General features: G+C 41.1%; 21 protein-coding genes and 1 other annotated feature. Of the genes, 4 read left to right on the top strand and 17 right to left on the bottom strand.

Annotated elements, in window-relative coordinates; genetic code table 11:
- The first annotated feature begins 194 nt into the window (after window positions 1–194).
- Complete coding sequence (locus AC2TF5_RS12525) at window positions 195–959, top strand: SDR family oxidoreductase (RefSeq protein WP_491302464.1); 765 nt, start codon at window positions 195–197, stop codon at window positions 957–959.
- A gap of 306 nt (window positions 960–1,265) precedes the next feature.
- Here AC2TF5_RS12525 and AC2TF5_RS12520 read toward each other — a convergent pair whose 3' ends face one another.
- The 3 genes from AC2TF5_RS12520 to AC2TF5_RS12510 form a co-directional block, all read right to left on the bottom strand.
- On the bottom strand, window positions 1,266–1,916 hold the full coding sequence (locus AC2TF5_RS12520) for a response regulator (protein ID WP_491302463.1): 651 nt from the start codon (window positions 1,914–1,916) through the stop codon (window positions 1,266–1,268).
- The gene (locus AC2TF5_RS12515) at window positions 1,913–3,139 is read right to left on the bottom strand and encodes a sensor histidine kinase (protein ID WP_491302462.1); all 1,227 of its coding nucleotides are present in this window, start codon (window positions 3,137–3,139) and stop codon (window positions 1,913–1,915) included. The genes AC2TF5_RS12520 and AC2TF5_RS12515 overlap by 4 nt, the downstream gene beginning before the upstream one ends.
- A 162-nt stretch (window positions 3,140–3,301) precedes the next feature.
- Window positions 3,302–5,482 carry an MMPL family transporter gene (locus AC2TF5_RS12510; protein WP_491302461.1) on the bottom strand — a complete coding sequence of 727 codons (2,181 nt, stop codon included), beginning with the start codon at window positions 5,480–5,482 and terminating at the stop codon, window positions 3,302–3,304.
- 270 nt (window positions 5,483–5,752) lie between these two features.
- On the opposite strand from AC2TF5_RS12510, the gene AC2TF5_RS12505 reads away from it, so the two are divergent.
- Both AC2TF5_RS12505 and AC2TF5_RS12500 read left to right on the top strand, forming a co-directional pair.
- Window positions 5,753–6,793, top strand: coding sequence for a flavin-containing monooxygenase (locus AC2TF5_RS12505; protein WP_491302460.1), 1,041 nt, complete (start codon window positions 5,753–5,755; stop codon window positions 6,791–6,793).
- 45 nt (window positions 6,794–6,838) lie between these two features.
- Entirely contained in the window at window positions 6,839–8,092 is a 1,254-nt protein-coding gene (locus AC2TF5_RS12500) for a methyl-accepting chemotaxis protein (protein WP_491302459.1), read from the top strand.
- 239 nt (window positions 8,093–8,331) lie between these two features.
- Here the strand turns inward: AC2TF5_RS12500 and AC2TF5_RS12495 are convergent, their stop codons facing one another.
- Together AC2TF5_RS12495 and AC2TF5_RS12490 are read right to left on the bottom strand one after the other, a co-directional pair.
- Complete coding sequence (locus AC2TF5_RS12495; RefSeq protein WP_491302458.1) at window positions 8,332–9,717, bottom strand: ADP-ribosylglycohydrolase family protein; 1,386 nt, start codon at window positions 9,715–9,717, stop codon at window positions 8,332–8,334.
- An 82-nt stretch (window positions 9,718–9,799) separates the two neighbouring features.
- On the bottom strand, window positions 9,800–10,666 hold the full coding sequence (locus AC2TF5_RS12490) for an AraC family transcriptional regulator (protein ID WP_491302457.1): 867 nt from the start codon (window positions 10,664–10,666) through the stop codon (window positions 9,800–9,802).
- 195 nt (window positions 10,667–10,861) lie between these two features.
- Here AC2TF5_RS12490 and AC2TF5_RS12485 point away from each other — a divergent pair, with 195 nt between their 5' ends.
- Entirely contained in the window at window positions 10,862–11,410 is a 549-nt protein-coding gene (locus AC2TF5_RS12485) for a GNAT family N-acetyltransferase (protein WP_491302456.1), read from the top strand.
- Window positions 11,411–11,680: 270 nt separating this feature from the next.
- On the opposite strand, the gene AC2TF5_RS12480 is transcribed toward AC2TF5_RS12485, so the two are convergent.
- From AC2TF5_RS12480 to AC2TF5_RS12425, 12 genes are all read right to left on the bottom strand, one after another.
- Window positions 11,681–12,466 carry a GNAT family N-acetyltransferase gene (locus AC2TF5_RS12480; RefSeq protein ID WP_491302455.1) on the bottom strand — a complete coding sequence of 262 codons (786 nt, stop codon included), beginning with the start codon at window positions 12,464–12,466 and terminating at the stop codon, window positions 11,681–11,683.
- Between the two features lie 181 nt (window positions 12,467–12,647).
- Window positions 12,648–14,036 carry a Na+/H+ antiporter NhaC gene (gene nhaC / locus AC2TF5_RS12475; RefSeq protein ID WP_491302454.1) on the bottom strand — a complete coding sequence of 463 codons (1,389 nt, stop codon included), beginning with the start codon at window positions 14,034–14,036 and terminating at the stop codon, window positions 12,648–12,650.
- Between the two features lie 284 nt (window positions 14,037–14,320).
- Window positions 14,321–15,406, bottom strand: a complete 1,086-nt coding sequence (gene asd, locus AC2TF5_RS12470) for an aspartate-semialdehyde dehydrogenase (RefSeq protein WP_491302453.1) — start codon at window positions 15,404–15,406, stop codon at window positions 14,321–14,323.
- 191 nt (window positions 15,407–15,597) lie between these two features.
- Window positions 15,598–15,860: a binding site (T-box leader), on the bottom strand.
- A gap of 86 nt (window positions 15,861–15,946) precedes the next feature.
- Window positions 15,947–16,402 (bottom strand): hypothetical protein, encoded by a 456-nt coding sequence (locus tag AC2TF5_RS12465; protein WP_491302452.1) that lies wholly within the window; start codon window positions 16,400–16,402, stop codon window positions 15,947–15,949.
- 47 nt (window positions 16,403–16,449) lie between these two features.
- Window positions 16,450–16,653 (bottom strand): phosphotransferase-like protein, encoded by a 204-nt coding sequence (locus AC2TF5_RS12460; RefSeq protein WP_491302451.1) that lies wholly within the window; start codon window positions 16,651–16,653, stop codon window positions 16,450–16,452.
- Window positions 16,613–17,209, bottom strand: coding sequence for a hypothetical protein (locus AC2TF5_RS12455; protein WP_491302450.1), 597 nt, complete (start codon window positions 17,207–17,209; stop codon window positions 16,613–16,615). Before AC2TF5_RS12455 ends, AC2TF5_RS12460 begins: the two co-directional genes overlap by 41 nt.
- A 15-nt stretch (window positions 17,210–17,224) precedes the next feature.
- Window positions 17,225–19,285: a peptidoglycan D,D-transpeptidase FtsI family protein gene (locus AC2TF5_RS12450; RefSeq protein WP_491302449.1), complete on the bottom strand. Its 2,061-nt coding sequence runs from the start codon at window positions 19,283–19,285 to the stop codon at window positions 17,225–17,227.
- A gap of 172 nt (window positions 19,286–19,457) precedes the next feature.
- Complete coding sequence (locus AC2TF5_RS12445; protein ID WP_491302448.1) at window positions 19,458–20,576, bottom strand: kanamycin nucleotidyltransferase C-terminal domain-containing protein; 1,119 nt, start codon at window positions 20,574–20,576, stop codon at window positions 19,458–19,460.
- Between the two features lie 345 nt (window positions 20,577–20,921).
- Window positions 20,922–21,707, bottom strand: a complete 786-nt coding sequence (locus tag AC2TF5_RS12440; protein ID WP_491302447.1) for a hypothetical protein — start codon at window positions 21,705–21,707, stop codon at window positions 20,922–20,924.
- A gap of 124 nt (window positions 21,708–21,831) precedes the next feature.
- A complete protein-coding gene (locus AC2TF5_RS12435) occupies window positions 21,832–22,794 on the bottom strand; it encodes a hypothetical protein (protein ID WP_491302446.1) in 963 nt (320 codons plus the stop codon).
- Complete coding sequence (locus AC2TF5_RS12430; protein WP_491302445.1) at window positions 22,755–23,336, bottom strand: RNA polymerase sigma factor; 582 nt, start codon at window positions 23,334–23,336, stop codon at window positions 22,755–22,757. Before AC2TF5_RS12430 ends, AC2TF5_RS12435 begins: the two co-directional genes overlap by 40 nt.
- A gap of 264 nt (window positions 23,337–23,600) precedes the next feature.
- Window positions 23,601–25,304 carry an ABC transporter ATP-binding protein gene (locus AC2TF5_RS12425; protein WP_491302444.1) on the bottom strand — a complete coding sequence of 568 codons (1,704 nt, stop codon included), beginning with the start codon at window positions 25,302–25,304 and terminating at the stop codon, window positions 23,601–23,603.
- Window positions 25,305–25,663: the final 359 nt, after the last annotated feature.

The raw sequence follows: 25,663 nt of genomic DNA, 5'->3' as shown, positions 1-25,663 counted from the left end.
ATTCATTTTTCGATTCATTGCTGTTCCTCCATTGTACATACGCTGTTATAAATAGAACAAACAAGGTGCTTCGGTGACAAGCATTGTTTTGTTTTATTTTCTTTTCTTTCCATATTAACAGAATGAGAGAGCAACATTTCAAAATTCCCCTTGTGATATAACTAAACATGAATTCCAAACAAGGAGATGTTTGCATGAATAAGTTAAAAGGTAAAATCGCTTTAGTAACTGGTGCAAGCCGGGGGATCGGTCGTAGCATTGCGTTACGTCTGGCACAGGATGGAGCATTAGTCGCAGTGCACTACGGAAAAAGACAAAATGAAGCAGAGGAAGTGGTTCATAAGATTGAGCAAAGTGGAGGTTCCGCATTCACGGTCGGTGCTGATTTAAGTACTCCTAATGGTATTCATGATTTATATACGACATTGGATGAAGCCCTTCGGGAACGTACAGGCGATAATCGGTTTGATATTCTTGTGAATAACGCTGGAATCGGTCAAATAGTAACCCTAGAAGAGACGACAGAAGAATCTTTTGACGAAGTCATGAACATTAATGTCAAAGCACCGCTTTTTGTTATCCAGCATGCTTTGCCGCGTCTGAAAGATGGAGGTCGTATTATCAATATCTCATCGTTTGTTACACGCGTAGCTTCCCCTAGTGTTTTCGCCTACAGCATGTCGAAAGGGGCTGTCGACACACTTACGCACGTCTTAGCTAAGCAACTTGGGAGCCGTAATATTACGGTGAACGCCATCCAGCCTGGAATTATTAATACAGAAATGAATGCCGGGACGTTGCAAGATCCCAATGGACAGAAATTTGCCGCTGGTCTTTCAACCTTTAACAGGTGGGGGGAGCCTGAAGATGTGGCGGATATAGCTACCTTTCTTGCCTCATCGAACAGTCGGTGGGTAACCGGACAATTGATTGATGCAAGTGGCGGATCTCATCTGTAATACCACCCTCTGCAGTATACAGTCTTATTCCGTTTAATCAAAATTAGTATTGAGTTAATAATATCTGATGAAGAAATTATTAAATTAATCCAGCAAATAAATATCATGAGTGACTTTAAGAAACCAGCTCGTACCAAATAGTAACAATTTCAGTTCATTGACATACACTTTCGTTTTCTTTACTTTTTTTAAGTAAAAATGCAGAAAACCGTTAGAGTTGCATCTCCAACGGTTTTTCCTGTAAACATTGATTTTGTTCAAAATAGCCGTGTAGTCTCCCTCATTCCCAAACTCGGTTCGTTAATCTTATAACTGAACGATACACTGTTCGACCGCGACAGCGACTGCTTGGGATCTGGAGTTCACTCCTAGTTTGTTATAGATGTTCGTCAAATGAGCTTTGACCGTACGCTCGGATATTCCCATATCGCTAGCTATTTCTTTACTTCTATAACCACGCGTAACGGCCTGAAGAACGATTCGCTCTTTCTCGGAGAGCACTGTTCGCTCTGAAGACGTATCATGCGCATCATGGCGTTTATTCCTTGCCGCGAATACTCTTGCCATAATTTCAGGTTGTAGCAAGGTGTCGCCGCGAACCGCGGATTCTATCGTATGGAATAAATGATCTCTACCGGTATCTTTCAGAAGATAACCTTTGGCCCCCAATTCCAGCCCGCTTATCATCAGTTCATCTTCATTATAAGTCGTTAATATAACAACGGGGATATCGATGTTTCTTTCTTTTAGCTCCTTCATGGTCTCCAATCCGCTCATTATAGGCATATTTAAGTCCATAAGAATGACATCAGGCGTAAGCGACTCCAATAATCGCAAGGCCTCCACTCCGTTCTCCGCTTCTCCCACGACTTGAAAGTTTTCGTTCGTCTCGATCATAAACTTCAGCCCTTCTCTTACTACAAGATGATCATCAACAATAAGCACGTTGTATGTCATGAGTTCTCTCCTTCCTCATCAGATGTATCTATCTTAATCAGAGTTCCACGAGGGATATTATTGGTTATAATAAGCGATCCACCTAAGATGCGAACTCGCTCCTTAATGCCGATTAATCCGTAATGTCCAGAGATTGAGTTCATTTGATTTGAAGCAATACCTATCCCGTCGTCTTTGATTTCAAGCTTCATGTTCTCCTCCTCAATTCGAATATATACCCACACATGACTGGCTTCCGCATGCCGGGCTACATTTGTTAAACATTCACCTATAATACGAAGGCCATGCTCCATCATCAACTTGGGTATGCTGCCATCCATGCTCATATCAAGAAATACTTGAATACCAGTCGCATTCCTGAACCTCTCTATTTCGTCACGAATGGCATCTGAGAAATCGACCGTTGCAAACGTTTTTGAACGAAGATTATCAATAGCCAATCTGGCTTCCGATAATGTTTTCTTTGCATGGATCATGGAATGCTGGACGATTTCTTGAGCTCTTTGGGAATTGCCTTTCGTCAAATGTGCGTCGACCGCATCCAGCTGCATAATGATACCTGCTAGACCTTGGGCCAGCGTATCATGCAAATCCCGCGCCATTCTTTGGCGTTCGTTAGCCAATGTCAATTCCTCAACCTTGCGATGTGCGCGCTCCAGATCTTCAAGAAAGGTTTGGGTACGGATTCGAGCATGAACCTGCTTTAAAAATAAATCGGCAAAAGAAACGAAAATGACAGTCATCATTACGTATAAAATCGACAATAAAATCAACATTTCGGATTGTCCCGAAATGAAGAGAGTCGATATGACTAAAACATAGTACAAAACGGATAGCATTACCATTTTGATTCTGTGATAATAGACACCAACGCTTTGCCCAATCAAAACGGGATACATCCCAAGTAATAGTATAGGAGTAGCTTGATCCATAATAAGCGCACATACTTGAATAATCAGACCTTGAATCACGAAATAAATCCAAGGATATTTTTCCGTAAGAGATGAGAAGTGCCAAATTAACGAAGCGTTAAGAAGCATCAATCCCGAAAAGAAGGACAAAGAAATAAACGATGTCTCATCCAGAATCTGTACAAACATGGAAAGGAAATAAATGAAAAAAACCCAAGTCATGATCGGAACTCTGGCATTAAACAAGGCATCGGGTAAGTCGTTATATTGATTTTTTTGCGCCCACTGTTTGAACCAATTTCCCGTTTTCATGAGTTCTCCCCTTTCGTTCTATCTATTATATATAAAGATTTTACGTTTTTCGATTTTATCTTCTATTATAGCTTATTGTAAACATGAAAAAATCGTACATAAGGGCAGAGACCCTTATGTACGATCGGGTAATAATGTAATGCAGATATTAATTTGAGCTCACTAGGCGATTTCTTTTTTGCTCTCCGATTCTTTCTCAATGGACTCACCTTCAACATCGATGTTTGGTAAAATGCGTCCAAGCCATTTCGGGAGATACCAAGCCGATCGGCCCATAAGGGTCATGACCGCAGGCACGATTGTCAGCCTTACAATAAATGCATCGAACAATATGCCGAACGCTAATGCTAAGCCCATTGATTTAATCATGGTATCTTCAACGAAGATGAAACTTGCGAATACGGCAATCATGATAAGACCTGCTGCCGTAACGACACTGCCGCTATTTTTAAGACCGGACAATACGGCATGTTTCGCATTTCCCGAATGGTTAAATTCTTCGCGCATGCGACTGACCAGAAATACTTCATAATCCATGGCTAAGCCGAATAGAATACCCGCAGTCAAAATAGGCAAGAAGTTTAATACAGGACCGGCTACAGGAATGTCGAACAGCTGGGTCAGGTTGCCATCCTGAACAACAAACACGACGAATCCAAGTGTTGCCGTAAGTGTAAGGAGATAACCTAACACGGCTTTGATCGGCACTAAGATAGAACGGAATACCATCATGAGAAGAATTAAAGCTAGTCCCACAATCAGAGCTGCAAATTTAGGCAAAGCCTCATTTAATTTCTCAGATATATCAATATTTACTGCTGTTGTTCCTGTAACCATAACCTCAACTTGATCCTGTTGCTTAAATTCAGCCGCCTTATCGCGGATCAAATGAACTAAGTCGGTCGTTTTCTCATCTTTCGGATCGGTTCCAGGGATTATAGAAACCATGGCTACTTTACCCGTTGCATTCGGGATTGGTGGAGTTGCCATTGCCACATTCGGCAGCTCGCTTAGTTCCTTCCCTACCTTCGCAAATGTCGCTTGTGCGTTCTCTGCTGACTCTGCTTTAAGAATAATCGCGAGCGGTCCGTTCATACCGGGCCCAAACCCTTCCGCCATTAAATCATACCCGCGGCGTTCCGTTGTATCGATCGATTTAGATCCTTTATCCGGAAGACCCGTTTGCAAATGCAGTGCAGGCAGACTTATAACTCCTAACAATAAAATGCCTGCAAGAGCGATCGGTAAAGGATACTTGGTAATAATTCTGCCCCAACGATTTGAATCCTCACTGGCTTTAGGGGAATTCTTACTGGAAGCAGCTTTCGACTTCGGACGAATCCGTTCACCTGCAAATCCAAGAAGCGCAGGAACGACGAGGACGGAAATAATTACGGCCACAAGCACGGTGAATGCTCCCGCTACGCCCATTACCGTGATGAATGGAATTCCCGTTACGGATAATCCAGCAAGTGCAATAATAACCGTTAATCCGGCGAAAATAACAGCGCTGCCGGCGGTAGCATTTGCATGCGCAATGGACTCTTCTACGCCTTTGCCTTCCATAAGATTTTGTCTGTATCTCGAAATAATGAATAAGCCATAGTCGATTCCGACGGCTAATCCAAGCATGATTGCTAGAATTAGTGAGAATGATGCCATTTCGATAAAACTAGAAGCAATAATAACGGACATGACGCCGATCCCGAGTCCGATTACGGCTGTTAGGATAGGCAATCCAGCCGCGAGCAAGGATGTGAATGTAATGGCCAGGATCATAAATGCGGCAATAATACCAATGACCTCAGATATTCCGCCAATTTCAAGTGCGGAGAATTCGACGCTTCCTCCGAGTTCAGCCTGTAAGCCCTCGCTGCGCGCTTGCTCCACACTTTCCAATACGAGCTCTTTAGATGCATCTGTGACTTCCAAAGCCTCTGATTTGTACGTGATTACCGCATATCCAATCTCTTTTTTATAACTGATCGTGCCGGCCTCGTATGGGCTGGCGATCGATGCGATCTCAGTGTCTTTAGATATAGACTTTAGCGTCTTAGCGATTATTTTTTGCGTTGATTCCGATTCTAGCGTTTGACCGTCAGGTGCTTTGAAGATCACTTGGATCGTGCCGCCTTCAGGGCCTGTTCCTTGTGAGAACTCTTTTTTCAATACTTTCATCGCTTCCTCGGATTTGGTGCCGGGAATGGTCATTTCACCGTTTAAATTAACGCCCATGCCAAGACCAATAGAAACAGCGATGATGAGTACCGCTATACTACCGAACAAGACTTTCTTTCTGTTTCGAGCAGCTGAAATTCCAAGTTTGTACAAAAATGATGCCACGCGTAATCACCTTCCCTATTTCCATGAATATCACTAATGTATCTTATAATAGCAACCAAGCAGCGGTTTGAAATCGTACATGCGGGCATTCGCTTGATGTACTTTTGGGCATGCCCTTTAGTGAACCCATGGCAAAAAGGCTTCATTTCATAGACTAATTGATGAAAACTACTTGACGTGTGAGAAGGAATTGTTATAATAAACGATAATGTATGAATATATGAGCAAGCAATCATATATTGATTTTAAAATAGGAAGTGAGATAAAGAGATGTTAGATATTATTGTGATTGGTGCTGGCCAAGCTGGATTAAGTATGGGGTATTATTTGCAACAAGGAGGCTATAATTTTGTAATACTTGATGGAGACAAAAGAATTGGAGATAGATGGAGAAATAGGTATGATTCCTTGATCCTATTTACACCTAAATCATATAGTTCACTGCCAGGGATGAGATTAGAAGGAGATGAAAACGCATTACCTACAAAGGATGAAATCGCGGATTATCTTGAAGCATATGCTAACCGTTTTTTGTTACCGGTGAAAATGGAGACAACTGTACATAAAGTACAAAAAATAAAAAGTACATTTGAAGTCTCTACCAATAAGGGGATATTTCATTCCAAACATGTTATCATCGCATCTGGTGCTTTTCAGAAACCGTTCATTCCTTCAATTTCCCAAAGTCTTTCACAAGAGGTGTTTCAAATTCATTCTTCCCAATACCAATCACCTGAGATGATTCCAGATGGTCCTGTTCTTGTGATTGGAGGAGGAAATTCTGGTACGCAAATTGCGACTGAACTTGCAGAAAATCGTGAAGTAACCATTGCTATTAGCCATTCATTTAAATTTTCACCACTTAATATTATGGGCAAAAGCATTTTTTACTGGTTAGAAAAGATTGGTCTCTTATATGCAGGAACTGATACAAGGCGCGGATCATGGTTTCGAAAACAAAGTGACCCTATTTTTGGCCTTGAATTAAAGCATCTGATTCGTAAAGAGAAAATTAATATTAAACCAAGAGTCATACAAACACAAGGAAGAGAAATAACTTTTAGCGATCATAGTAAAAGAAACCTGCAAAATATTATTTGGTCAACAGGATTTGTTCCTGACTACAAATGGATAGACATAGAGGGAATTTTAGATGCAAATGGTTTTCCTCTTCATAAAAGAGGTGTGAGTCCAACACAAGGGTTATATTATATTGGACTACCGTGGCAACATCAAAGAGGATCGGCACTTATTTGTGGAGTAGGAAAAGATGCTGAGTTTTTATATTCGGTTCTGAAAAAGATGATTTAAGTTATATCAACCTAGATTATTCATCATATTTGGAGGGAATTTAGTATGAGTTTACAGAAAAGAAATATCATTGGCTTTACTATTTTAAATGCTCACATGATTGCTATTTTAATCATAGACCTAGCAAATGTAACATCATTCGAATGGCTATCTACTTTTTTTACGATAGTAGGAATTACTGTGACAATATCCTATATTTTCTATGTAAAATATAAAGTTATTAAGCCGATTAATCAATTAGCAGCATCTGCGAAAGCCATAACTGAGGGAAATTTGCATATTGCTCCGATTGAAATGAATTCCAATGATGAAATTTCAGAGTTAGCTAAAGCGTTTATAGAGATGAAAGAACAATTACATACAATGACACAAAAAATTGCGAGTAGTTCTACAGATTTATCAGCGAGCATAGAGGAGCTATCAGCAAGTACAAATGAAATTACGATTGCAGTTGACGAAGTTGACTCACAAATGGAGAAAACAACTGAGGGTCTTAAACAAGCAGCACAGTCTGCTAATGAAAGTGCCATTTCTATGCAGGAAACTGCAGATGGCATTGAACGTATTACCACGGCAACGCAAGATGTTTTTGATCATGCGAAAGAAGCAAATGACATTGCAGGCAATGGTGGGGAAATTTTACACGTAGCTAAAAATCAAATGAAATTTATTTCAACTTCCACTAAAAAAACAAGTGAATTAATGCAACAATTATCAAGCAATATGACAGATATCAAAGCGATGACAGACATGATTACGGCTATTACTGATCAAACGAATTTGCTGGCATTAAATGCTGCGATTGAAGCAGCGCGTGCTGGCGAGCATGGTAAAGGCTTTGCGGTGGTAGCGGAGGAAGTTCGAAAATTGGCAGAGCAGTCTAAGCATTCGGCTACTCAAATTGTCGAGCTAATCGTTGGCATTGAAAACGATACAAAACAAGTAGCTACTTCTGTCGAACAGGATTTGAAAAACGTTCAACAGGGCGTCTATGTCATTGATGAGGCTACAAAGTCATTTGGTACGATCTCTCAGCATGTAAGCAAAATGACGAACCAGCTAGAGGATATTTCCGCAACAGCTGAACAGCTTTCAGGTAGCGCTAATGAAGTAACAAAATTAGTATCGACAATCGCCAACGGAATGGATAGTTTATCTAATTATACAGAGGTCGTTTTACAATCAGTAAATGAGCAAAGTGCCTCCATGCAAGCAGTCAACATGGTAGTGTCACAGGATTTATGTGCACAAGCTGAAAATTTAAAAAAGCTTACACAGAGGTTTAATGGACAACAATGAGTAACAAATTAAAAGAAACAGTTACTAAATACAGAAGGAACTAATCTCCATATTGACCATTCATCATCGAAATCAGATACCTTCATATCATCAGGGACGTCTATTTTTTGATAAAATCGGAGCGCAGACTACTTTGAAGTAGATGCGCCCCTTCTCTCTTTATTTGTAGTAAAATATCTGGCTTAACCCGATAAGGATAAACAACTAATGCCGGCTTCACAACATGGTTGCGAGACCAATCAGCCGTGCAGTTTGCGATACACCTCATAGCTTCGCCGCGCGCAATCGGATATAGCGATCGGATGAAAGCCGTTAATTTCCGAATACATCGTGTCATTTAATTTGGAAGTCCAGTTTTCCGGAAGCTGCTTCGCCCCATCGATGGCGCCCATGATCGAACCGACGGTTGCCCCGTTGCAATCCGTATCCCAGCCACCGAGTACGGCGGTCGTGATCGCCGTCTCGAAATCGCCTTGGGCGAATACGAGCGCAGCCGCACACAACGCGGCGTTGTTATTCGTGTGCACCGGATGGTAGTGCTTGAACGATTCCCAAATCCGGTGAACCAGATCCAGCTGGCTCGTTGCTTCATTCGCGATGCTAACGGCTAATCGAATATCGCTAGATAACCGGCAATGACATGGAATTTCGCTTAAGCCGATCTCTACAATACGCTCCGGATCAGTTTCTACAAACGCCGCAGCAATCATGGCCGATACGAACATAGCTCCATAAATGCCGTTTTTCACATGCGAGAACGAAGCGTCGCGCCAAGCAAATTCTGCTGCGAGCTCAGGCCTTCCTGCCGCTCCGTAGGCCAATCCGTCAACGCGAATTTGTGCTCCAATCCATTCGCGGTACGGGTTCAAATGAGTCCGTACCCAATCCTTCTGTGCTTCGGAATCCTCTCCTCGGTTCCAGCCGCACTGGTTCGCCAGCGCCGCAAAATTCGCATACGATTGCGCCTCCGCGGTAAATACTTTGCCGAAAGGCAAATGCTTGAACCACATCAATCCGGTGTCCCACGAGTCCCAATCCACCCCCTTCTCCTCCAGCATCAGAAGGCCTAGAACGGTATACCGAATATCGTCATCGGTTTCCATATACTCAATGCGCTCTAGCTCACTTTGCCGTGCATAATCGGCCAATTCAATTCCATGTTGTTCCTGTGCCCGCGACTGTCCTGGCGTATAGCTCTTAATTGTCCAAGCGTTCGCTCCTTCGAACCACAGCTGTACGTTTTTCCAGCCCGGATTTTCGTGTGTACCGTTCATGAACGACCAGCTTTCCAGCGGTTTGCCAAGCGCGCAACCGACGCTTCTGCCGAGCCAGGCACCATGAAACTTGTCCCGCCACTGCTCCTCTGTCCAGTCCACATTCATATTACGAGGACCTTCCGGTCTCGCCGCACGAATCTCCTCTAGTCCGTTCGGTTCATAATACGGGAAGTTAGCAGCGATCGGAAGCGCTGCTAACTCTTCGTAAACTGCCGTCAGCTTGCCAGCATCCTGTCCCGCGTCTTCCAGCTTCTGTTGAAACCCTCCGACCTCACAGCCCTCTTCCGTCCGCTGCTTGATTTCCATTTGCACCAAATTTTGCAGCACTTGCCATCCCCAACTTGACATGAGCTTATCCCCCGATCTTCATCATCATAGTATCATAACTGAATGAATGGTTTACTTCTTCATTCTAACGAGGGAGAGCTTCTCACGTCGTCTTGTTTTCACCCGATAACTTCTCAAAAAGGGCTAACTTTGCAGTCTGCTCGCGGTAATCGAGCGGAGCGGCGCCAACGAACTGCTTAAACGCGCGGTAAAACGGCCCGGGACTTTGAAAGCCCGCCGCGTACATCACGTCCACAATCGGCAGATCGGAGCTCGTAAGCAGCTTTTTTGCTTCGTTCACTCGCAGTTGGAGCACATATTGCTTGAACCCGGTGCCGAGCTTCTCTTGAAACAGATGTCTCGCCCGGGATGGGCTCAACGCCAACCTTTCGGCGATATCTTCCAGCGATATCGGTTCCCGAAAACGCTCGTTAATATAGTCGAGCGCAGGCTTGATTCGATAATACGACGTCAACGTGCGATTCCAGTCGGCGGACGGGGTTTCTTCGACGTAATGGCGGAGCAACTGGGCACATATTTGCAAAATTTTCCCTTGCATCATCCCCCGATACCCTCGCAGCTTACTCTCATGCTCATCTGCAAGTTCAAGGAACAGATCCCCGATTTGCCGGGCTGCCGTAAGTCCGCCGGGAATCCTGTTCTGGAATTTCGTTGGCAAGTAGACAAACGGAAGCAACAGTTCCTGATCCGCCTGTTCGATAAGAATCGGATCAAAATACAAGAACAAATATCGGCTAGGGTTGTCCGCATTTGATGCGGCGGCATGCCGTTCCAAATGATTGACGACAAATACATCACCCGGTTGAACGGGAAACGTTTTATCCCCGAAATAAAACGTTCCGCTCCCCGACAAACAATAGCCGATTTCCAAATGGCTATGCGTATGGAAAGGATCCGCATGCACATGCGGCGACCACTCAAATAGATGAATCAATGGTTCTTTCACCATGCGACCAAACCGCTCCTTAATGGTTGTTTATTCTTATTTTCCTATATTCCCAGGTTAGTAGAATGATTGTTGAAAGTTGTCTGTTCTCAACAGATGCTATCTATGATAAACTTTGACTGTTAGAATTTACCAAATAGAAAATCAACAACGTTATTATACTAACGGAGCAGTGTAGTTAAATAAGGAGGATTTCTTATGCTATATGATAATCAAAATAAAACAATTACCACTAACAGGCTAGTATTAAGACTTTTTCAAAAATCTGATGCAGTAGCTGTCACTAAACTCTGTAATAATTATAATATTTATAACAATACTTTGTACCTACCTTATCCATACTCTTTAGAGGATGCTTTATCGTGGATTGAACATCATCTTGATAATTTTAATGCTAATAAATCATATGAATTTGCTATAACAGATAAGGAAAAAGGAGAATTATATGGAGCTATAGCGCTATCTAACAACCAAAAGTTTAATAATGGTGAAATAGCCTATTGGATTGGTGAAGAATTTTGGGGAAATGGATATGCTACAGAGGCAGCGCAAGCTATATTACAATTTGCATTTGATGAAAAGCAATACCATAAAGTATTTGCTCGTTACTTTAATTCAAATCCAGCTTCAGGAAGAGTTATACAAAAATTAGGCATGGAAAAAGAAGGGGTATTAATTGACCATGTGAAGAAAGAAAATCGATATGAAGATCTAGTATATTATGGAATTATTAACTCAATAGAATAAGGAAAGACCAAGTGCTGTGAACACTTAGTCAGTACAATTGGCTTGGATGGATGTTCCCTTCTTAGTCAGTTAAGGACGAGAACCCACCTTCTGCTTTCAATCTTAGGGTGGGTTTTTACTCGTCTCAGACCATCAATTTTCTGCTACAACATTGCTAAATCCAACAAGTCTCGTCTCCTGGTCCCATTGTCTTTATTGCTTATCCCAGAGGTAATCTGGTCTCGCCGTCGTCCAAGCGATGGACAAATTTCATACCCTATGGATTTTTTCTTAACGGCCAATAACAAATTCAACCATATACTGTTTGCAAATGAGTTCATAACCAATCGATTGATATAGACGAATTGCACCTACATTCTCCTCTAGGACATTCAGATATACGTTTGGTGTAACCACTCTCCCCGTGCGAGTTAGCTCTACACAGACCTTTTTCCCGTAGCCTTGTCTTCTCCATGCGACGTCCGTTCCGATATTTCCCAGTTCAACGTAATCCTCACTATAAACGTGGTATCCTCCTACCGCAACCAGCTCCCGTTGTTCCATCACACCATAGAACGGGTATCGTAATTCTTCTCGTGTAAAAGCCATTGAATGCAGTTCGGCCATTTTCGATTCAATAAGCTCAAAATAAGTCGATCCCAAGTGTAAGACACATTTATCCACTGGTGGCAACGCTTCCTGATGGATATGCTTCATTAAAAGCAGTTTTTTCGGAGACCTGAGAAACTCAAGCTGAGAAGCGAGAACTGCCATTTCTTCTTCATTAACAATAAAGTTACCGATGGCATCATTAGGTAAATGAAGTTGTTCTTTCACGAACGACAGCATTGACCGTAGACAAAATGTCTTTTGGACGGGAAATACAGAAAAAGCATAAAAGGGAAGTCCCCTTAAAAAAGCCAATACTCCGAGCAACTCGCCCTGGTCTGTATACTGTCCGTAATGCACCGTATTTTTCTTACGGACTGTAAGGTATGAATAGTAGAGAAAATGCTGTTCCCTATTTATCGAACTCAAAATTACCTTCAACTCTGTTGGCGTTAATTCTCGAAACATTTTCCCTTCCCCCATCAACGATTGCTGGTACAAGCTGCAAATTGTTATTCTTTTCATTATGCATTCAACAAAAGGGTTTTGTCGATGATCAATGACCAAATGAGTCGTTATAGTAGCACCATAACAATAAAAAGGTCTTGTCTCCTGAATATTTAGGAGGCAAGACCGATGGCTGCAGTAATTAACCTGAAATCACTTTATCCTTACCAAGCGAGTTCTTCTGCAATTTTGGTATTAAGGCATAGGCAAACGTGAACAATGGGCTTAACCATAAGAAAGTTGCATAGGGTACATATTCGATAACCGGAACACCAAGTGTAGCTGCAAAGAAAGCACCGCTGACGCCCCATGGAATCAATGGATTAACGAGCGTCCCGCAATCTTCTAGTGTACGGGACAGCGTCTTCGCTGGAATATTTCTGCGGGTATATTCATCCTTGAACATTTGACCGGGCAAAAGGATAGAAAGATATTGCTCACCGGTCATACCGTTTACTGCAATAGATGATACACCTGTCATGAGGACAATGTTGCTGTTACGCTTCAGTGGTTGAATGACTTTACGGAAAAAGGCTTCGATGACGCCGCAATGCTGCAACAATCCTCCTAATGATAAAGCAATTAAAATCAGAGATACGGACCACATCATAGATTGCAATCCGCCGCGGTTAACGATGGAAGCGACCGTTTCGTTGGCGATCGTGCTCTTGTAGCCGCTCTGCATCACACTGAACCAGACATCGATTGCCGTCTGCTGCTGAATCAAGGCGGTCACTAGAAGTCCGGTGACAATTCCGACGATTAGCGTCGGAAGAATCGGAACCCGCTTGAAGGAACAAGCAATAACAGCGAGTGGTGATAGCAACGTTAACCAATGAATATGGAATCCGTCATGCAATGCAAGCTTGATTTGTTCTATCGATGATAAATCGATGGTATTGGTTTTTGGCGCGAGCAGGAAAAAGACAGTTGTTACGATTAGAGCCGGCAGTGTTGTGTGTACCATGTTGCGAATATGAGTGAATATAGATACGCCAGCCACCGCGGGAGCGAAATTTGTCGTATCGGATAATGGCGACATTTTATCACCAAAACAAGCCCCACAGATGATCGCTCCAGCAGCCAGGGTTGGAGAAATGCCCGTCGTTAACGCAATCCCCATGAAGGCGACGCCGACCGTACTGACTGTCGTGAACGAGCTTCCGGTGAACATCGAGACGACGATGGTGATATATAACGTGCTCACTGCAAAATAATGCGGTTTAATATAATCCAAACCATAGTATAAAATCGTCGGTACCGTACCGCTCATCATCCATACGGCGATCAGAATTCCAATGAGCGAGAGGATGAGAATCGGCATTATAGCCGTTTGAATGCCTTGAATGATGGCAGATTCGAGCTTCTTCCAAGAAAAGCCGAATAAGCGCAATAAGGTGGCTGTGCCAACCGTTGTTGCGAGAAGCGGGAGATGCGGTTCCGCTTTTAAAAGAAAGATCGATACAAACAGAAGTGCCAGAATAAAAACGATGAGAATGATGCTTTTTGAGAAACTAAGCTGTCGATCCATGATGATAGGACTCCTTATACATTGTTATAGCGGAATAAGATTCATATCCCTGTGCTTTTTTACTTTTAAGCTTTTCTGCTTTTCTGCTTTTTAGCTTTTTTGCATTGAAGTACAGAGGTAATATTAACGATAAGTATGAATAGAGTCAATGTTATGAACATACAAAGCTGGATTTTTCAGCTAAATGGAGCAGGGTGATATTCATATCGTGATGGAGAGAATGGAAAAATGCCAAAAAAGGCGACAGCTTCGAGCAGTCGCCTTCAGACAAACTTGCGTATTTTTTATTTGGATTGAATGTACCCTTCAGCTTTAAGCAATTCAGCGATCAGGACGGCACCGCCTGCTGCGCCACGTAAAGTATTATGCGATAGTCCTACAAATTTATAATCGTATATCGAATCCTCGCGCAATCTTCCCACCGAGACTCCCATACCGCGCTCAATGTCACGATCCAGTTTCGTCTGTGGTCTGTTTTCTTCTTCAAAATACGTTATGAACTGCTTTGGTGCACTTGGCAGATCAAGCTCCTGCGGTCGTCCTTTGAATTGCAGCCAACGATCCATAATTTCTTCTTTCGAAGGTTTGTTCTCGAACGATACAAATACAGTAGCTAAATGTCCATCCGTTACGGGAACGCGAATACACTGCGTAGTAATTAAAGGTGAATTTGCTTTTATAATTTCGCCATTCTCAACGCTGCCCCATATGCGGAGTGGCTCCTGCTCGCTTTTCTCTTCTTCACCGCCAATATACGGGATTACATTGTCTAACATATCCGGCCAATCCGTAAAGTTCTTGCCGGCTCCGGATATCGCCTGATACGTTGATGCAACCACGTTTGTTGGTTTGTAATCGAGTAATGCATGAAGTGCCGGTACATAGCTCTGAATGGAACAGTTGGGCTTAACAGCAATAAACCCAGTCGAAGTTCCCAGTCGCTTTCTCTGTGCAGCAATCACTTCAATATGCTCTGGATTAATTTCCGGAATGACCATCGGAACATCAGGTGTCCAGCGGTGAGCTGAATTATTGGAAATTACGGGTGTGCCCGTTTTTGCGTAAGCCTCTTCTAATGCTTGAATTTCATTCTTTTTCATATCAACAGCGCAAAAAATAAAGTCGACCTGAGCAGCAACCTCCTCCACTTTCGAAGCATCCTGTACGACGATATTTTTCACTTTTTCAGGAATTGGGCTAGACAGCTTCCATCTGCCTTGCACGGATTCTTCATATGTTTTGCCTGCTGAACTGCTACTTGCTGCAATGGACGTTACTTTAAACCAGGGATGTTCATCCAACAATTGAACAAGGCGCTGACCAACCATACCTGTTCCACCTACAATACCAACTTTAAGTTTTTCTGACATGATTTATTCAAATCCTTTCGAAATGGTATCATATTTCCAAGCATCGACGATCATCTACAGTACGAACAAGACTAAGCAATAAGCCTCTTCTAGATAACTATTCAAACTGTCTGAATTGGTGTACGTTTCTTACATATGTGCTGCGTTTTCTTCTTGAAACAATAAAAAAATCCCACCCCCAAGACCGTAGTCTTAGGGACGAGATTACTATACTCGTGGTACCACCCCAGATTTGCCAATATGTCGCCATATTAGCCTCATCAAGTACAGCATTACAGTGAATGCATATACTCTAGCTCTGTAACAGGAGCTCCTGTCACACCATCCCTTTCTAATAAAGTTCCGATGTGCTGCTCTGAGGCTTTATTCAATAAGGAACCCTTTACTCCTTTTCACCTGCCGGAGCTCTCTGTAAAAGAATTCATTTATTTACTCGTCTCTTCATCGCATTTCATACGATTATAATATAAAAACATTTCAAGGGTAAACATTATTTTTTAATTACGCCAAAGTTCCAGCATGATACAGTAATTCGGCTTGTTATTTATACATGTCTTGAATAATAGCAAGATCGAAATCATTTACGACCTCGTAAGTCCAGGAGTATTTCTTATGCATACTGATACTATTACTAATTCTCAAGATGTTCTGATCGTTGAACAACACTGAAAACATAGGGCCGCCTTTGGGATGAATATACATCCGATAACAGTCTTCTCCTATTGGAGAATAGCTATCGCTGACCCTTAATTTGATATCAGAAAAAACATTCATGATCATGTTTATCGTCTTTCTGTCCGTAATTTTGATTCCTAGATCGTCGGGTTCGTGGAATTCTTTCATCAAATGGATAGAACGAATTTCTTGCGATTCACCCATCTGATCGAGGACTAACGCCTTAAATGAAGTTCGAGATTGGATCGCAGAGACCACGAATCCGCTCAGGATAATCAATAAGACAACGGTTATGAAAATTTTCCATGACCTATTACTCATGACGACACCTGCCAATCCTTATTTTTCCCAATCATTATTTCACTTAACTAATGATCTTCTTGTACCTTCCGAACGATCTTTTCTATACAGTTTTCTAAGCCATCTATAAATGTATCGACCTCTAAGTCATAAACCTCTTCCTTGTGTACAAACTTCAGTTGTTCTTGGGCTTGCCCTATTCTTCGGTCTCCTCTTTCTTTCTCTCTGCGTTCAAGCTCTTCTACCGGACAATGTACACCAATCAATAGCATCGGATATCCTATTATTTATATCCTCTTTATATTGTTGTATGAGATTGCAGATTCGCACGATCATATTTATATTCTTATCATTGTGAGTTGGATTATTAGGCAAATGTAAACCCCACTCATTGTAATACCCTTCTTCTTTACTGACAAATCCAGATGCATAAGGTCCTTTTCCATCTAGGTTTATATGCTCTAATGTAAGATTCTCTTCATGAAAAACAGATACTAATATGTTTTCTGTTCCCAGGAAGAATACAGGATATTTTATATTTTTAAAAAAATCTTTATACTCTTTTTTTGCTGCTTCTTCAAGATATTCTTTAGAGATTATTAATCCATCAAATTGTTGATTTTCGTCTTCAATTAGATCTTGAAGCTTTATATTCACGTAATTTACATTATCAATTACTGGCATTGGATTCGTTCCTAATACAGCTATTTTTAAAGCGATAGAGGGACCACTTGGAGTTTGATGTTCAGAAATATCTTCTTTTTGATTAGAACAGCTGACCAAAATAATAGAAAATAATAAGAGGAGTAAAGAGAATTTTTTTATCACTAAGACTGCTCCCTTTTAATTTTTCGTGCTTTCGGAATCATCGGTTAGCGCTTCAACTTTCTTAGGATGTGGTGTTCCGTCCAAGCCGTAAACCTCATCATAGGCATCGAAGATTTTACGAGCGACTGGGGCGGCGCTATAAGCTCCAAATCCACCTTCCGGAATAATGACAGCTACGGCAAGCTTTGGCTTCTCGCGCGGCGCGAAGGCGATGAAGACGCCATTGTCGGTAATATGCCTTTTGCCCCCAGGAAAAACAATTTGTTGTGAGGTCCCTGTCTTCCGGGCAAAGTCATACCTGAAACCGTCAAACGAAGACAGTCCCTGCGTATTCATTCCCTTGATGACTTTGTCCCAATATTTCTGGGGGAATTCTACTTTGTTTAGGACCTCACGACCGAATTTCTTAATTACATTACCTTCCTGGTCTACGATTTTACTGACCATCTGCGGTTTTATCCTGCTCCCCTGATTAGCCAGCGTGGCGGTGTACTGGGCAAGCTGAAGTGTTGTATAGGCACCGCCTTGACCGAAGGAAGCAAATGCAAGTGCAGCAAGGGGACTACCGGCTGCCTTATAATCTTCATACTCTGCTCTCCCGCGATGCTCTTTCGGAAGTCCCGACTCTGTACTGACTCCCAGACCAAATTCGTTCATATATTTGCCCCAAACTTTTATCCCTTCAATTCCGTACTTAGCAAAAAGTTTCTCTCCTACCCAATCGATCATAAAAGCGTTTGAAGAATGTTCTATAGCAGTTGCGGGATCAATTGAGCCCCATGCTTTACCTCCTGAATTACTTACATTGGCGTTGGAATCGTTTCCAATTTGAGCGGATCCTCTGTCGTAATAGTAGTCATTTACACTAAAGAAGCCTTCATTAAGTCCAATGAGGACACTCAAGGGCTTAATCGTTGAACCCATAAGCAAAACGGACTCTAGATTATTGGCCGATCTTCCAGAGCTGTAAGGTGAAATCGTCCCGTTCCCTTTAGAATTAAACACGCTTTGATCATTTGTGCCATCCTTCCACACATTCGGGTCGTAGTCAGGAATGCTTGCCATCGCCACCACATTCCCCGTCTCCACTTCCATCGCTACGGCATATCCGGTCAAGGCCTCGGGATGTGTTCTGCCTGAGAAAGGCGTTGTCCGGAGCCACTCCAACTGATCCACAATCGCCTGCTCCGCCGTCATTTGAATCTTTTTATGAATCGTTGTATATACATTGTGGCCCTTCTTCGGTGCAACCATTACCGGTTCGCCGTCGATCAAATTTTGCGGATTAATCGGGATGCTCATATAACCGTTTTTTCCGCGCAGTTCATCCTGAAACATCATTTCCAGACCATCCACCCCGACGCGTTCAGACTCTGTATATTTAAGTCCGGGATCTTCCTGTATCTTGTTTTCCTCATCAATCATTGCATATTTTTCGTGACTTTTAACTCCTTTAAATTCCTTCAGATAACCAATTGCCTGAACGGCAGCCGTGTCGGGATCGTAATATCGTATATTCTCTTCGACTATCTCAATACCCGGAAATTTATCCTTGTTCTCCATAAAAAAAGCGACCTCAGCATTGGTCAAATCACTCTTAACCCGTCGAGGCTCATAACCACCTTGCTTTTTTGATTTTAGGTCTAACGCCGTAATGACTTCGTCAGCCGTCATTTTCTCCGCTTTCGGATCACCGTATTTTTCAAACACCTCAACAATCCGTTTGGACACTTCATCAATCTCGGGATAATTTTCAACCCCTTTTTCATGCGTAGGGTCATAGTTTTTAAGCAACGTCACATATAACGTATTGGTTGGCTTGGAATAAGCCAAGGGGGTCCCGGTAGCATCCAGGATACTGCCTCGAATCGGCTGAAGCGGAAAATTTTTAGTGCGACTGCCAGTTTCTTGTTCTGTCAGTTCCGGTCCTTCGACAAACTGCAACATTGCAAGACGGATAATAATAACGCTGAATATTATAAAGGTAATGAAGAAATATAAATTAACTCTTAAATTAAATTGTCTTCCGGCATTCCCTTCATCCTGCTTCTGTTTGTCTGGCACAAAAAAAATCACCCTGAGTTCCCCCCCCCTTTGTTCACACTCACATAAGGTCATCTTATCATAAAGAGATACTCTGTTAAATATTTCTATATAAGTAAAGTAATATTTTATGAAGCTTATTAAGTATCGGTTGGAAACATCATGTTACTCTACCTATTAGCAACCGGTAAGCGTCCATAACAACTTAAGCTTTATCATTCAGAAAAGCTTTGAATTCTTCAAGAGATGCAAATCGGTTTATTTTGACTTCACGGTTTTTAAGATGACTTTCTAAAAGATTGTCTAAATTTTCTATTGCTGTTTGAAGTGGTGTTAAGTCATCAGGATTAAGAAGATGGATTAGGTTGGGAAACCCAAGCTCTTTATATAAATCCAGATGGACCATAGTGTGATCTAATGGGCTTGGCCAATGACCCTTTTCAGCGAAATAAAGAAAGTGGGCAATTTGATCCTGTACACCAATAGCCCCGTAAAAGGCTGTTGAATAATCGTTCTGTTCACATGCTGTTACAACCTTATCTAGCACCCCTTTTACCTCTTCGTAATATCCCGACATTCTATCCGGATATGAAGGGGAAGTGGTGTATGTTTCCTTTTTGCTCAAAATCAATTCAAGAGTATCCGATACTAGCTCTTCACAAGCTTGTCGAACTTTTGAAGCAACCTCAGCTGTCATAATTGCGTCAATCAAAATCTCTAAACGAGCTGGTTTCAATGGAAGTCCCATAATCTGATCCATGTTCTTGCCCCATCCCTTTGTGTAAAAAGTCTGGTTTAATAGTGCAAGACATTCAAGTACTTTCGTTAAGACTTCGTACGCTTCTATACGGAATAAGGTCAAACTATCAGATTCCTGATTCCGTCTCATCTTATATAAATGTACATAGACGTCTTGCAACAACGCTTCAGCTCTCTCTGTGAGATGCTGCCCATTCTTTGGATCTTGCATATCGTTGATCTTATCTCGCAGCTTCATAAAACGAGCATGGTCTTCATCCGATCGAACGTACAGTATTCGACTGTCCGCAATAATCGTAGTTTTTGAATCCTCCAGTTGAGCCATTTTTTCAGCCCGTTCCCAACTAATAGGCCAAAAGTCAAAGCTTATATCATTCACAATAAACTGAATGCTCGCACGGTAACCGTCAGATGTTGCTGGAATGAAAAAAAAGTCCAAGTCCGACCGTTTCGTCGCTGTTCCTTGAGCATACGACCCATAGTAAGCAATTATTGCAATGTCATCTGAAAAATTGGTCCTGATATGATTCACTAATACGTCAGAAACGTCAAATACGTTTAACAAATAAATTCCTCCTCTAGTCTTCATCACTTATCCCGAGATCTCAGCACAAAAAAGCCGTGAATGAACTATGTTCATTCACGGCTTCTAGTAAAAGACAACTATAAATAGACCAACGTCTACTAATAGCAATCTATACGAAGCAATGATGATCAATATGGTTCAATCAGACATGCATGAACATTGGTAAGACAAAATTCACCTCTCTATACTGAGTGTGAGATGCCTACTTAGCTCATGTGCTATTCAGTTAATTATTAACCGATAACTATTGTCTGGAACATATTCATCATCAAAGCACTGATCCCACCATTTCTTTAAATTATTCCAAGTATAACCCTTCCTTACTTAATCAGCCAGCATTTTTTTGGCGAAGCTGAGCACATCCGATTTCGCGCTTTCAGCCCAAATGGTGTAGCGGACTTGCTTTTCCTCATCCACCCAATCCAAATGGTCTGTTCCCTTCGAATCTGTTGTATATATACATTCTACACCGTTAATCTGAATGGTTTCAGTCTTCTGGTTAGGATTCGTAGACGGTACAGGCGTTCCGCCAATCGGCTGGGAAGGATATAGGTAGGTGGCAACTACAGAAACCTTCACTTTTCCTTTCTCATAATTGAGGATTGTGCTGAACGATTCACTAACCTTTACAGATTTAGAGTATACGGATTGTCTGCCTTTTGCTGCCTCGGCTTTCAGATCTTTTTCCAATTCCTTGTACAAAACAGACGTCTCATCTGGGCTCTTTAAATATAGAATCCCTTCCTTGAGTTTATATCCTTTTGGCAGAGCAGTAGGCTTCGTAAGGGACGGGGCTTTCATTTCCTTGGCTTTGGCTAAATAGTCGTTATATTTATTAAGAACGAAGCCTTTTCCTGTAAAGAATATTTTATCAAGCCGGTTATATTCTTTGTCTGAAACATAATAAGCGATCATTTGTCCCGGTTTAAGTCCTTTTGTCAGTTTGTCAATTTGTTCATCGATCGAGGCTGTTTTGTTCTCTGATTTGGTTGAAGCGGCAGCTATGGGCTTCATTTGTGTTGCTGATGTACTTGCTGCATATGCATTGGCTGATCCAACCATCATCGTTGCAGCGAGAATCAATGCGATTTTCATATTGTTATTCATCATGTAACTTTCGTGCTCCTTTCGGCGTAAGGCCTTTTGATTTAAATTACATTTCGTATAACACCTTACGAACAACAAAAGGGACACTTTGTTACAAATAATTCAAAATTTACATTTGAATATCTATTTATTTACGGATCATGCCCGCGGCTATATTAGCAAACTCGTCATTAGACAACGGATCCTTCGGATCGTCGGTAATCATATACAATACTTCCTCGTTCTCACTAAGCCATGTTAATCTGCGGCTTTGACCAGTAGAGGATGACAAGATCATTTCTGTTCCCTTTAACGTCAGTTTTACTGCTTGTTTTGAGGGAACCTTTACCGTCGAACCCTTAGATCTGGCGAATGCAATCATAGTTAATTGACTCTCCCCTTTACGGTATTGGATCACTGTTGAGGCTACCTGGGACCAAGGGACGATTTTGTAAAACAGCTCATGCTCCTCCTCAGTCTTCTCGGCCTTTTCCTTAAGTTCATTCAAAAGACTTTCATATTCCGGTGTATTCCATACAGGTTCGTTCGTAATTTGAATTCTGCCATGATCAAATGTATATCCTTCAGGGACATAGGCAGGATTCTGTATCTCAGGAGCACCTTTTTCCTCAATGTCTTTTGCAAGATCATCATAATCTTTGTGCTGGATCGGGAGATAGAAATAATTCAGGGGGTGCTCTTTGGCATCCGCAGTCATTTGCTTATCCTTGATATAATAAACGGCCTGCTCACCCGGTTTTAACTTTTTCTTCAGTTCCACCTCTGTCTCCTCTCTACGTTTTTGGTTATATTCTGAGACTGAGAATTTCCACGGCTCCATCGTAGATAGAATGATTTGTCCTTCCTTGTTTTTGATTTGTACCAAATATGTGCTCGCGTATACAGTAATGGAGGAAAGAACAAAAATAGCAGAAAGTGTAGCAATGAGAATGGATCTCCGACGATTACCCTGTTGTTTCCCATGTCTCAATTGGTGGATTTGGCGTACCTTTTGCATAATAGCGGGGGTCACGTCTACATCTGCATCAACGGAGTGTATTTCCATGCTTCTCAAAGCTCGATCTTGGTCCGGCTGTTCTGGATTTCGCATAGCTCCGCACCCCCTTTCTCCTTAATCAGCTTCATTACTTTCTGTTTCATCCGCGCATATTTTTTCTTCACTGCACTTGAATTCTTATCCAGAATTTGAGCAATCTCCGAAAACGGTTTATCTTCAAATACTCTTAGTACCAGTAGATTACGTTCTTCATCCGACAGCTTGGTCATCGCATATTCCAGCGGCTCACTGAACCATCGGCGTTCCAGCGTCTGCTCCGCACTTTCAACGACCCCTGCCGGTTTAATAAGCCGATTCACCCTTATGCGAACGCGTCTCTTACGCAGCATATTGAGACAGTAATGATAAGCAATCTTGTATAGCCAAGATGAGAACGATACCTTTACTTCATACAAGTGGATCTTAGTGAATGCCTTGATGAATATGTCTTGAACAGCGTCCTGGGCATCCTGCCTGCAGCCGAGGATTCGGCAGCAGTATATGTATATTTGTTTTTTGTACGTTTCGACGATCAGTTCGAAACAATCCACCTCGCCAGCTTTAACACGCCTTATGTGTTCCTCTATCGAGTCCAACTCTTAGACACACCCCGCTTTTTCCTTGTATAAGTTATATAACACTTATTCATACGTAAAAGTGACACCTAAACACTGAGTTCGAGTGGAGTGCCAAGAAGGAGTCGCTTTTGCTGCCCCTGACGCGTAGTATGTTTCTTCCACTTGAAGTAAAGCAATAGATGATGAAGACTCTGAACTTATCGTTGAACCAACAAAGAAGGCTGCCTCCGGCAGCCTTCTTTGTTGGTCGTTGAATATTTTTTTGGTTGTTACGGGTTTTGTTTATTTCATTAATGCTTTTTTACTCCATAACTCTTTAAAAGAGTCACAATGTTCTATTAAATAATCAAATTTGCCATCACCAACGACAGAACCATTCCCCACCACAATTATCTTATCAACATCTTTTATGAAATTTAATCTGTGTGCAATAATGATTATTGTTTTGCCCTTGAATTCATTGAAAATGGTTTCCATTATGCTTTTCTCAGTAATATTATCAAGCGCTGACACAGGTTCATCAAGTATTAAAACATTTCGTTTTTGTAAAATAATTCTGGCAAATGCTAATCGTTGTCTTTCTCCTCCCGATAATTTAACCCCTTTCTCGCCGACCAAAGTATCTAATTTTTCTGGTAAAGCTAATATTTTTTCCTTTAAATGAACTTTTTCCAAGATATCATAGATTTCTTCGTCTGAAATAGTATGATCAAAGTCAACATTGCCCCTAATTGAAGTATCAAAAATTGGAGTATCTTGTGATAAATATGAGATATGATCATAATAACTATTCAAATTAATATCATCAATATCCGTACCATCCAATAAAATATTACCTTCGTTCTTTTTTAGTAATCCTACTATTAACTTTATAATCGTTGATTTTCCACCCCCACTTAATCCCACAAAAGCGACAGACATTCCTTGCTCAATAGAAAATGATAGATTGTTCAATGTTCTAACTTTTCCATAATCAAAGGATACATTCCTGAATTCAATATTCCCTTTAATTTCATTAACTGCTACTCCAGATTCTAAATTTTCATCTTCTGGGGCGTTAATAAAAGTCTCAAATCTTTTATACGTGACTTTGTTAAGCTTATAATCTACAAATAAAATATTGAAAATTGCAATAGGTGTATAAATCTTATCAATAAACAAAAATAATGCGACCATTATCCCAATCGATGTCTCGCCTGCAAGAATGCTTTTTATGCCGTAAATCAATACAATTAATTTTATAAGTGTAATAAACAGCTCGAAAATAGCAAAGAAAGATTCATGTATCATCTTAAGTTGAGAACTTTTATTTACTATTTCACGTGCTGTTTGGGTCAGTTTATTTATCTCTTTATCATATCTTTTATTTGTTCTAAAAACGACCAATTCCATAAATCCACGTATTGAGTATCTGGACATATTTTCTTGTTCTTTGAGAATTGTTGACTTAATTTTATACAAATACTTCAAAAGCAAATTCGTTACAAAAAAGATTACGACATATCCAACTGCAATAACCAACATAATTCTTATGTCATAAAAACTAATAAAGAATAAGCTAAACAGAATGGTTGGTAATAACTCATGTGCTGTTCTAAGGAAAAAAGAGAAAATGATGCTATTCCCAGCTGATGCACCATTTTCAATAACCTTTATCATTTGTCCAGTACCAATATCTTGATACGCTTGATAATCAATTCTTGATATTTTGGATAATGCAATAATTTTTAATCTTTCTGTTATACTATTCGATAAGTGTACACTAGGATATTCGTCAAGATAATTGAAGATAACCGTTCCACCTAACAATACCCCATAAATAATGATTAAATTTGACATTTCCCCTAAACTGTTGATTTTCACAGCTTGATCTAATATTTTTTGGAAGACAACAATCCCTAAACTGCTTAAAAATTGAATTGTAAAACCTAAAAAGATATATAGAAATATCCACCATTTAAAATACAAAAGACACTTTTTCAACATTTTAGATAAACTCCAATCTTTTAAAAGAGTATAAAAAGCCAGGACCACGCAATTTAACTACAAAGAACCTTCATTTGAATAAATTCACGGTTCTTCATGTTAAATAGCTAAGTGCCCTGGCTTTAATAATGACTAGCCGACACCATTCAAAGTTCTAGTTTTAGTACAATCAAAAGGACAGACTACCCCCTTGATAGCTGGTACGCGTTTTTACCCAGCCCGATAACTAGTTACTTCGAACGATACGGAAAGACATCCTTTTCACCTCAACTAAAAGATTATTTATATTGTAGCTCTTCAATAGTTATTGTTCAAGAATTTTCCCGACATTACATTGATTGAAACACTCAGTCATCGTA

The organism is Paenibacillus sp. JNUCC 34 (assembly GCF_058269055.1).
The sequence above is the reverse complement of the archived record's forward strand: the minus strand, read 5'-3'. Positions and strand labels throughout refer to the sequence as shown.

What these genes read in the sequence shown, in the direction of transcription:
- AC2TF5_RS12525 (WP_491302464.1), top strand. Translation starts at nt 195, where the DNA reads ATGAATAAGTTAAAAGGTAAAATCGCTTTAGTAACTGGTGCAAGCCGG.
- AC2TF5_RS12425 (WP_491302444.1), bottom strand. Translation starts at nt 25,304, where the DNA reads ATGTTGAAAAAGTGTCTTTTGTATTTTAAATGGTGGATATTTCTATAT.
- AC2TF5_RS12440 (WP_491302447.1), bottom strand. Translation starts at nt 21,707, where the DNA reads ATGATGAATAACAATATGAAAATCGCATTGATTCTCGCTGCAACGATG.
- AC2TF5_RS12520 (WP_491302463.1), bottom strand. Translation starts at nt 1,916, where the DNA reads ATGACATACAACGTGCTTATTGTTGATGATCATCTTGTAGTAAGAGAA.
- AC2TF5_RS12495 (WP_491302458.1), bottom strand. Translation starts at nt 9,717, where the DNA reads ATGTCAAGTTGGGGATGGCAAGTGCTGCAAAATTTGGTGCAAATGGAA.
- AC2TF5_RS12505 (WP_491302460.1), top strand. Translation starts at nt 5,753, where the DNA reads ATGTTAGATATTATTGTGATTGGTGCTGGCCAAGCTGGATTAAGTATG.
- AC2TF5_RS12485 (WP_491302456.1), top strand. Translation starts at nt 10,862, where the DNA reads ATGCTATATGATAATCAAAATAAAACAATTACCACTAACAGGCTAGTA.
- AC2TF5_RS12465 (WP_491302452.1), bottom strand. Translation starts at nt 16,402, where the DNA reads ATGAGTAATAGGTCATGGAAAATTTTCATAACCGTTGTCTTATTGATT.
- AC2TF5_RS12500 (WP_491302459.1), top strand. Translation starts at nt 6,839, where the DNA reads ATGAGTTTACAGAAAAGAAATATCATTGGCTTTACTATTTTAAATGCT.
- AC2TF5_RS12480 (WP_491302455.1), bottom strand. Translation starts at nt 12,466, where the DNA reads ATGTTTCGAGAATTAACGCCAACAGAGTTGAAGGTAATTTTGAGTTCG.
- AC2TF5_RS12515 (WP_491302462.1), bottom strand. Translation starts at nt 3,139, where the DNA reads ATGAAAACGGGAAATTGGTTCAAACAGTGGGCGCAAAAAAATCAATAT.
- AC2TF5_RS12490 (WP_491302457.1), bottom strand. Translation starts at nt 10,666, where the DNA reads ATGGTGAAAGAACCATTGATTCATCTATTTGAGTGGTCGCCGCATGTG.
- asd (WP_491302453.1), bottom strand. Translation starts at nt 15,406, where the DNA reads ATGTCAGAAAAACTTAAAGTTGGTATTGTAGGTGGAACAGGTATGGTT.
- nhaC (WP_491302454.1), bottom strand. Translation starts at nt 14,036, where the DNA reads ATGGATCGACAGCTTAGTTTCTCAAAAAGCATCATTCTCATCGTTTTT.
- AC2TF5_RS12460 (WP_491302451.1), bottom strand. Translation starts at nt 16,653, where the DNA reads ATGCTATTGATTGGTGTACATTGTCCGGTAGAAGAGCTTGAACGCAGA.
- AC2TF5_RS12435 (WP_491302446.1), bottom strand. Translation starts at nt 22,794, where the DNA reads ATGCGAAATCCAGAACAGCCGGACCAAGATCGAGCTTTGAGAAGCATG.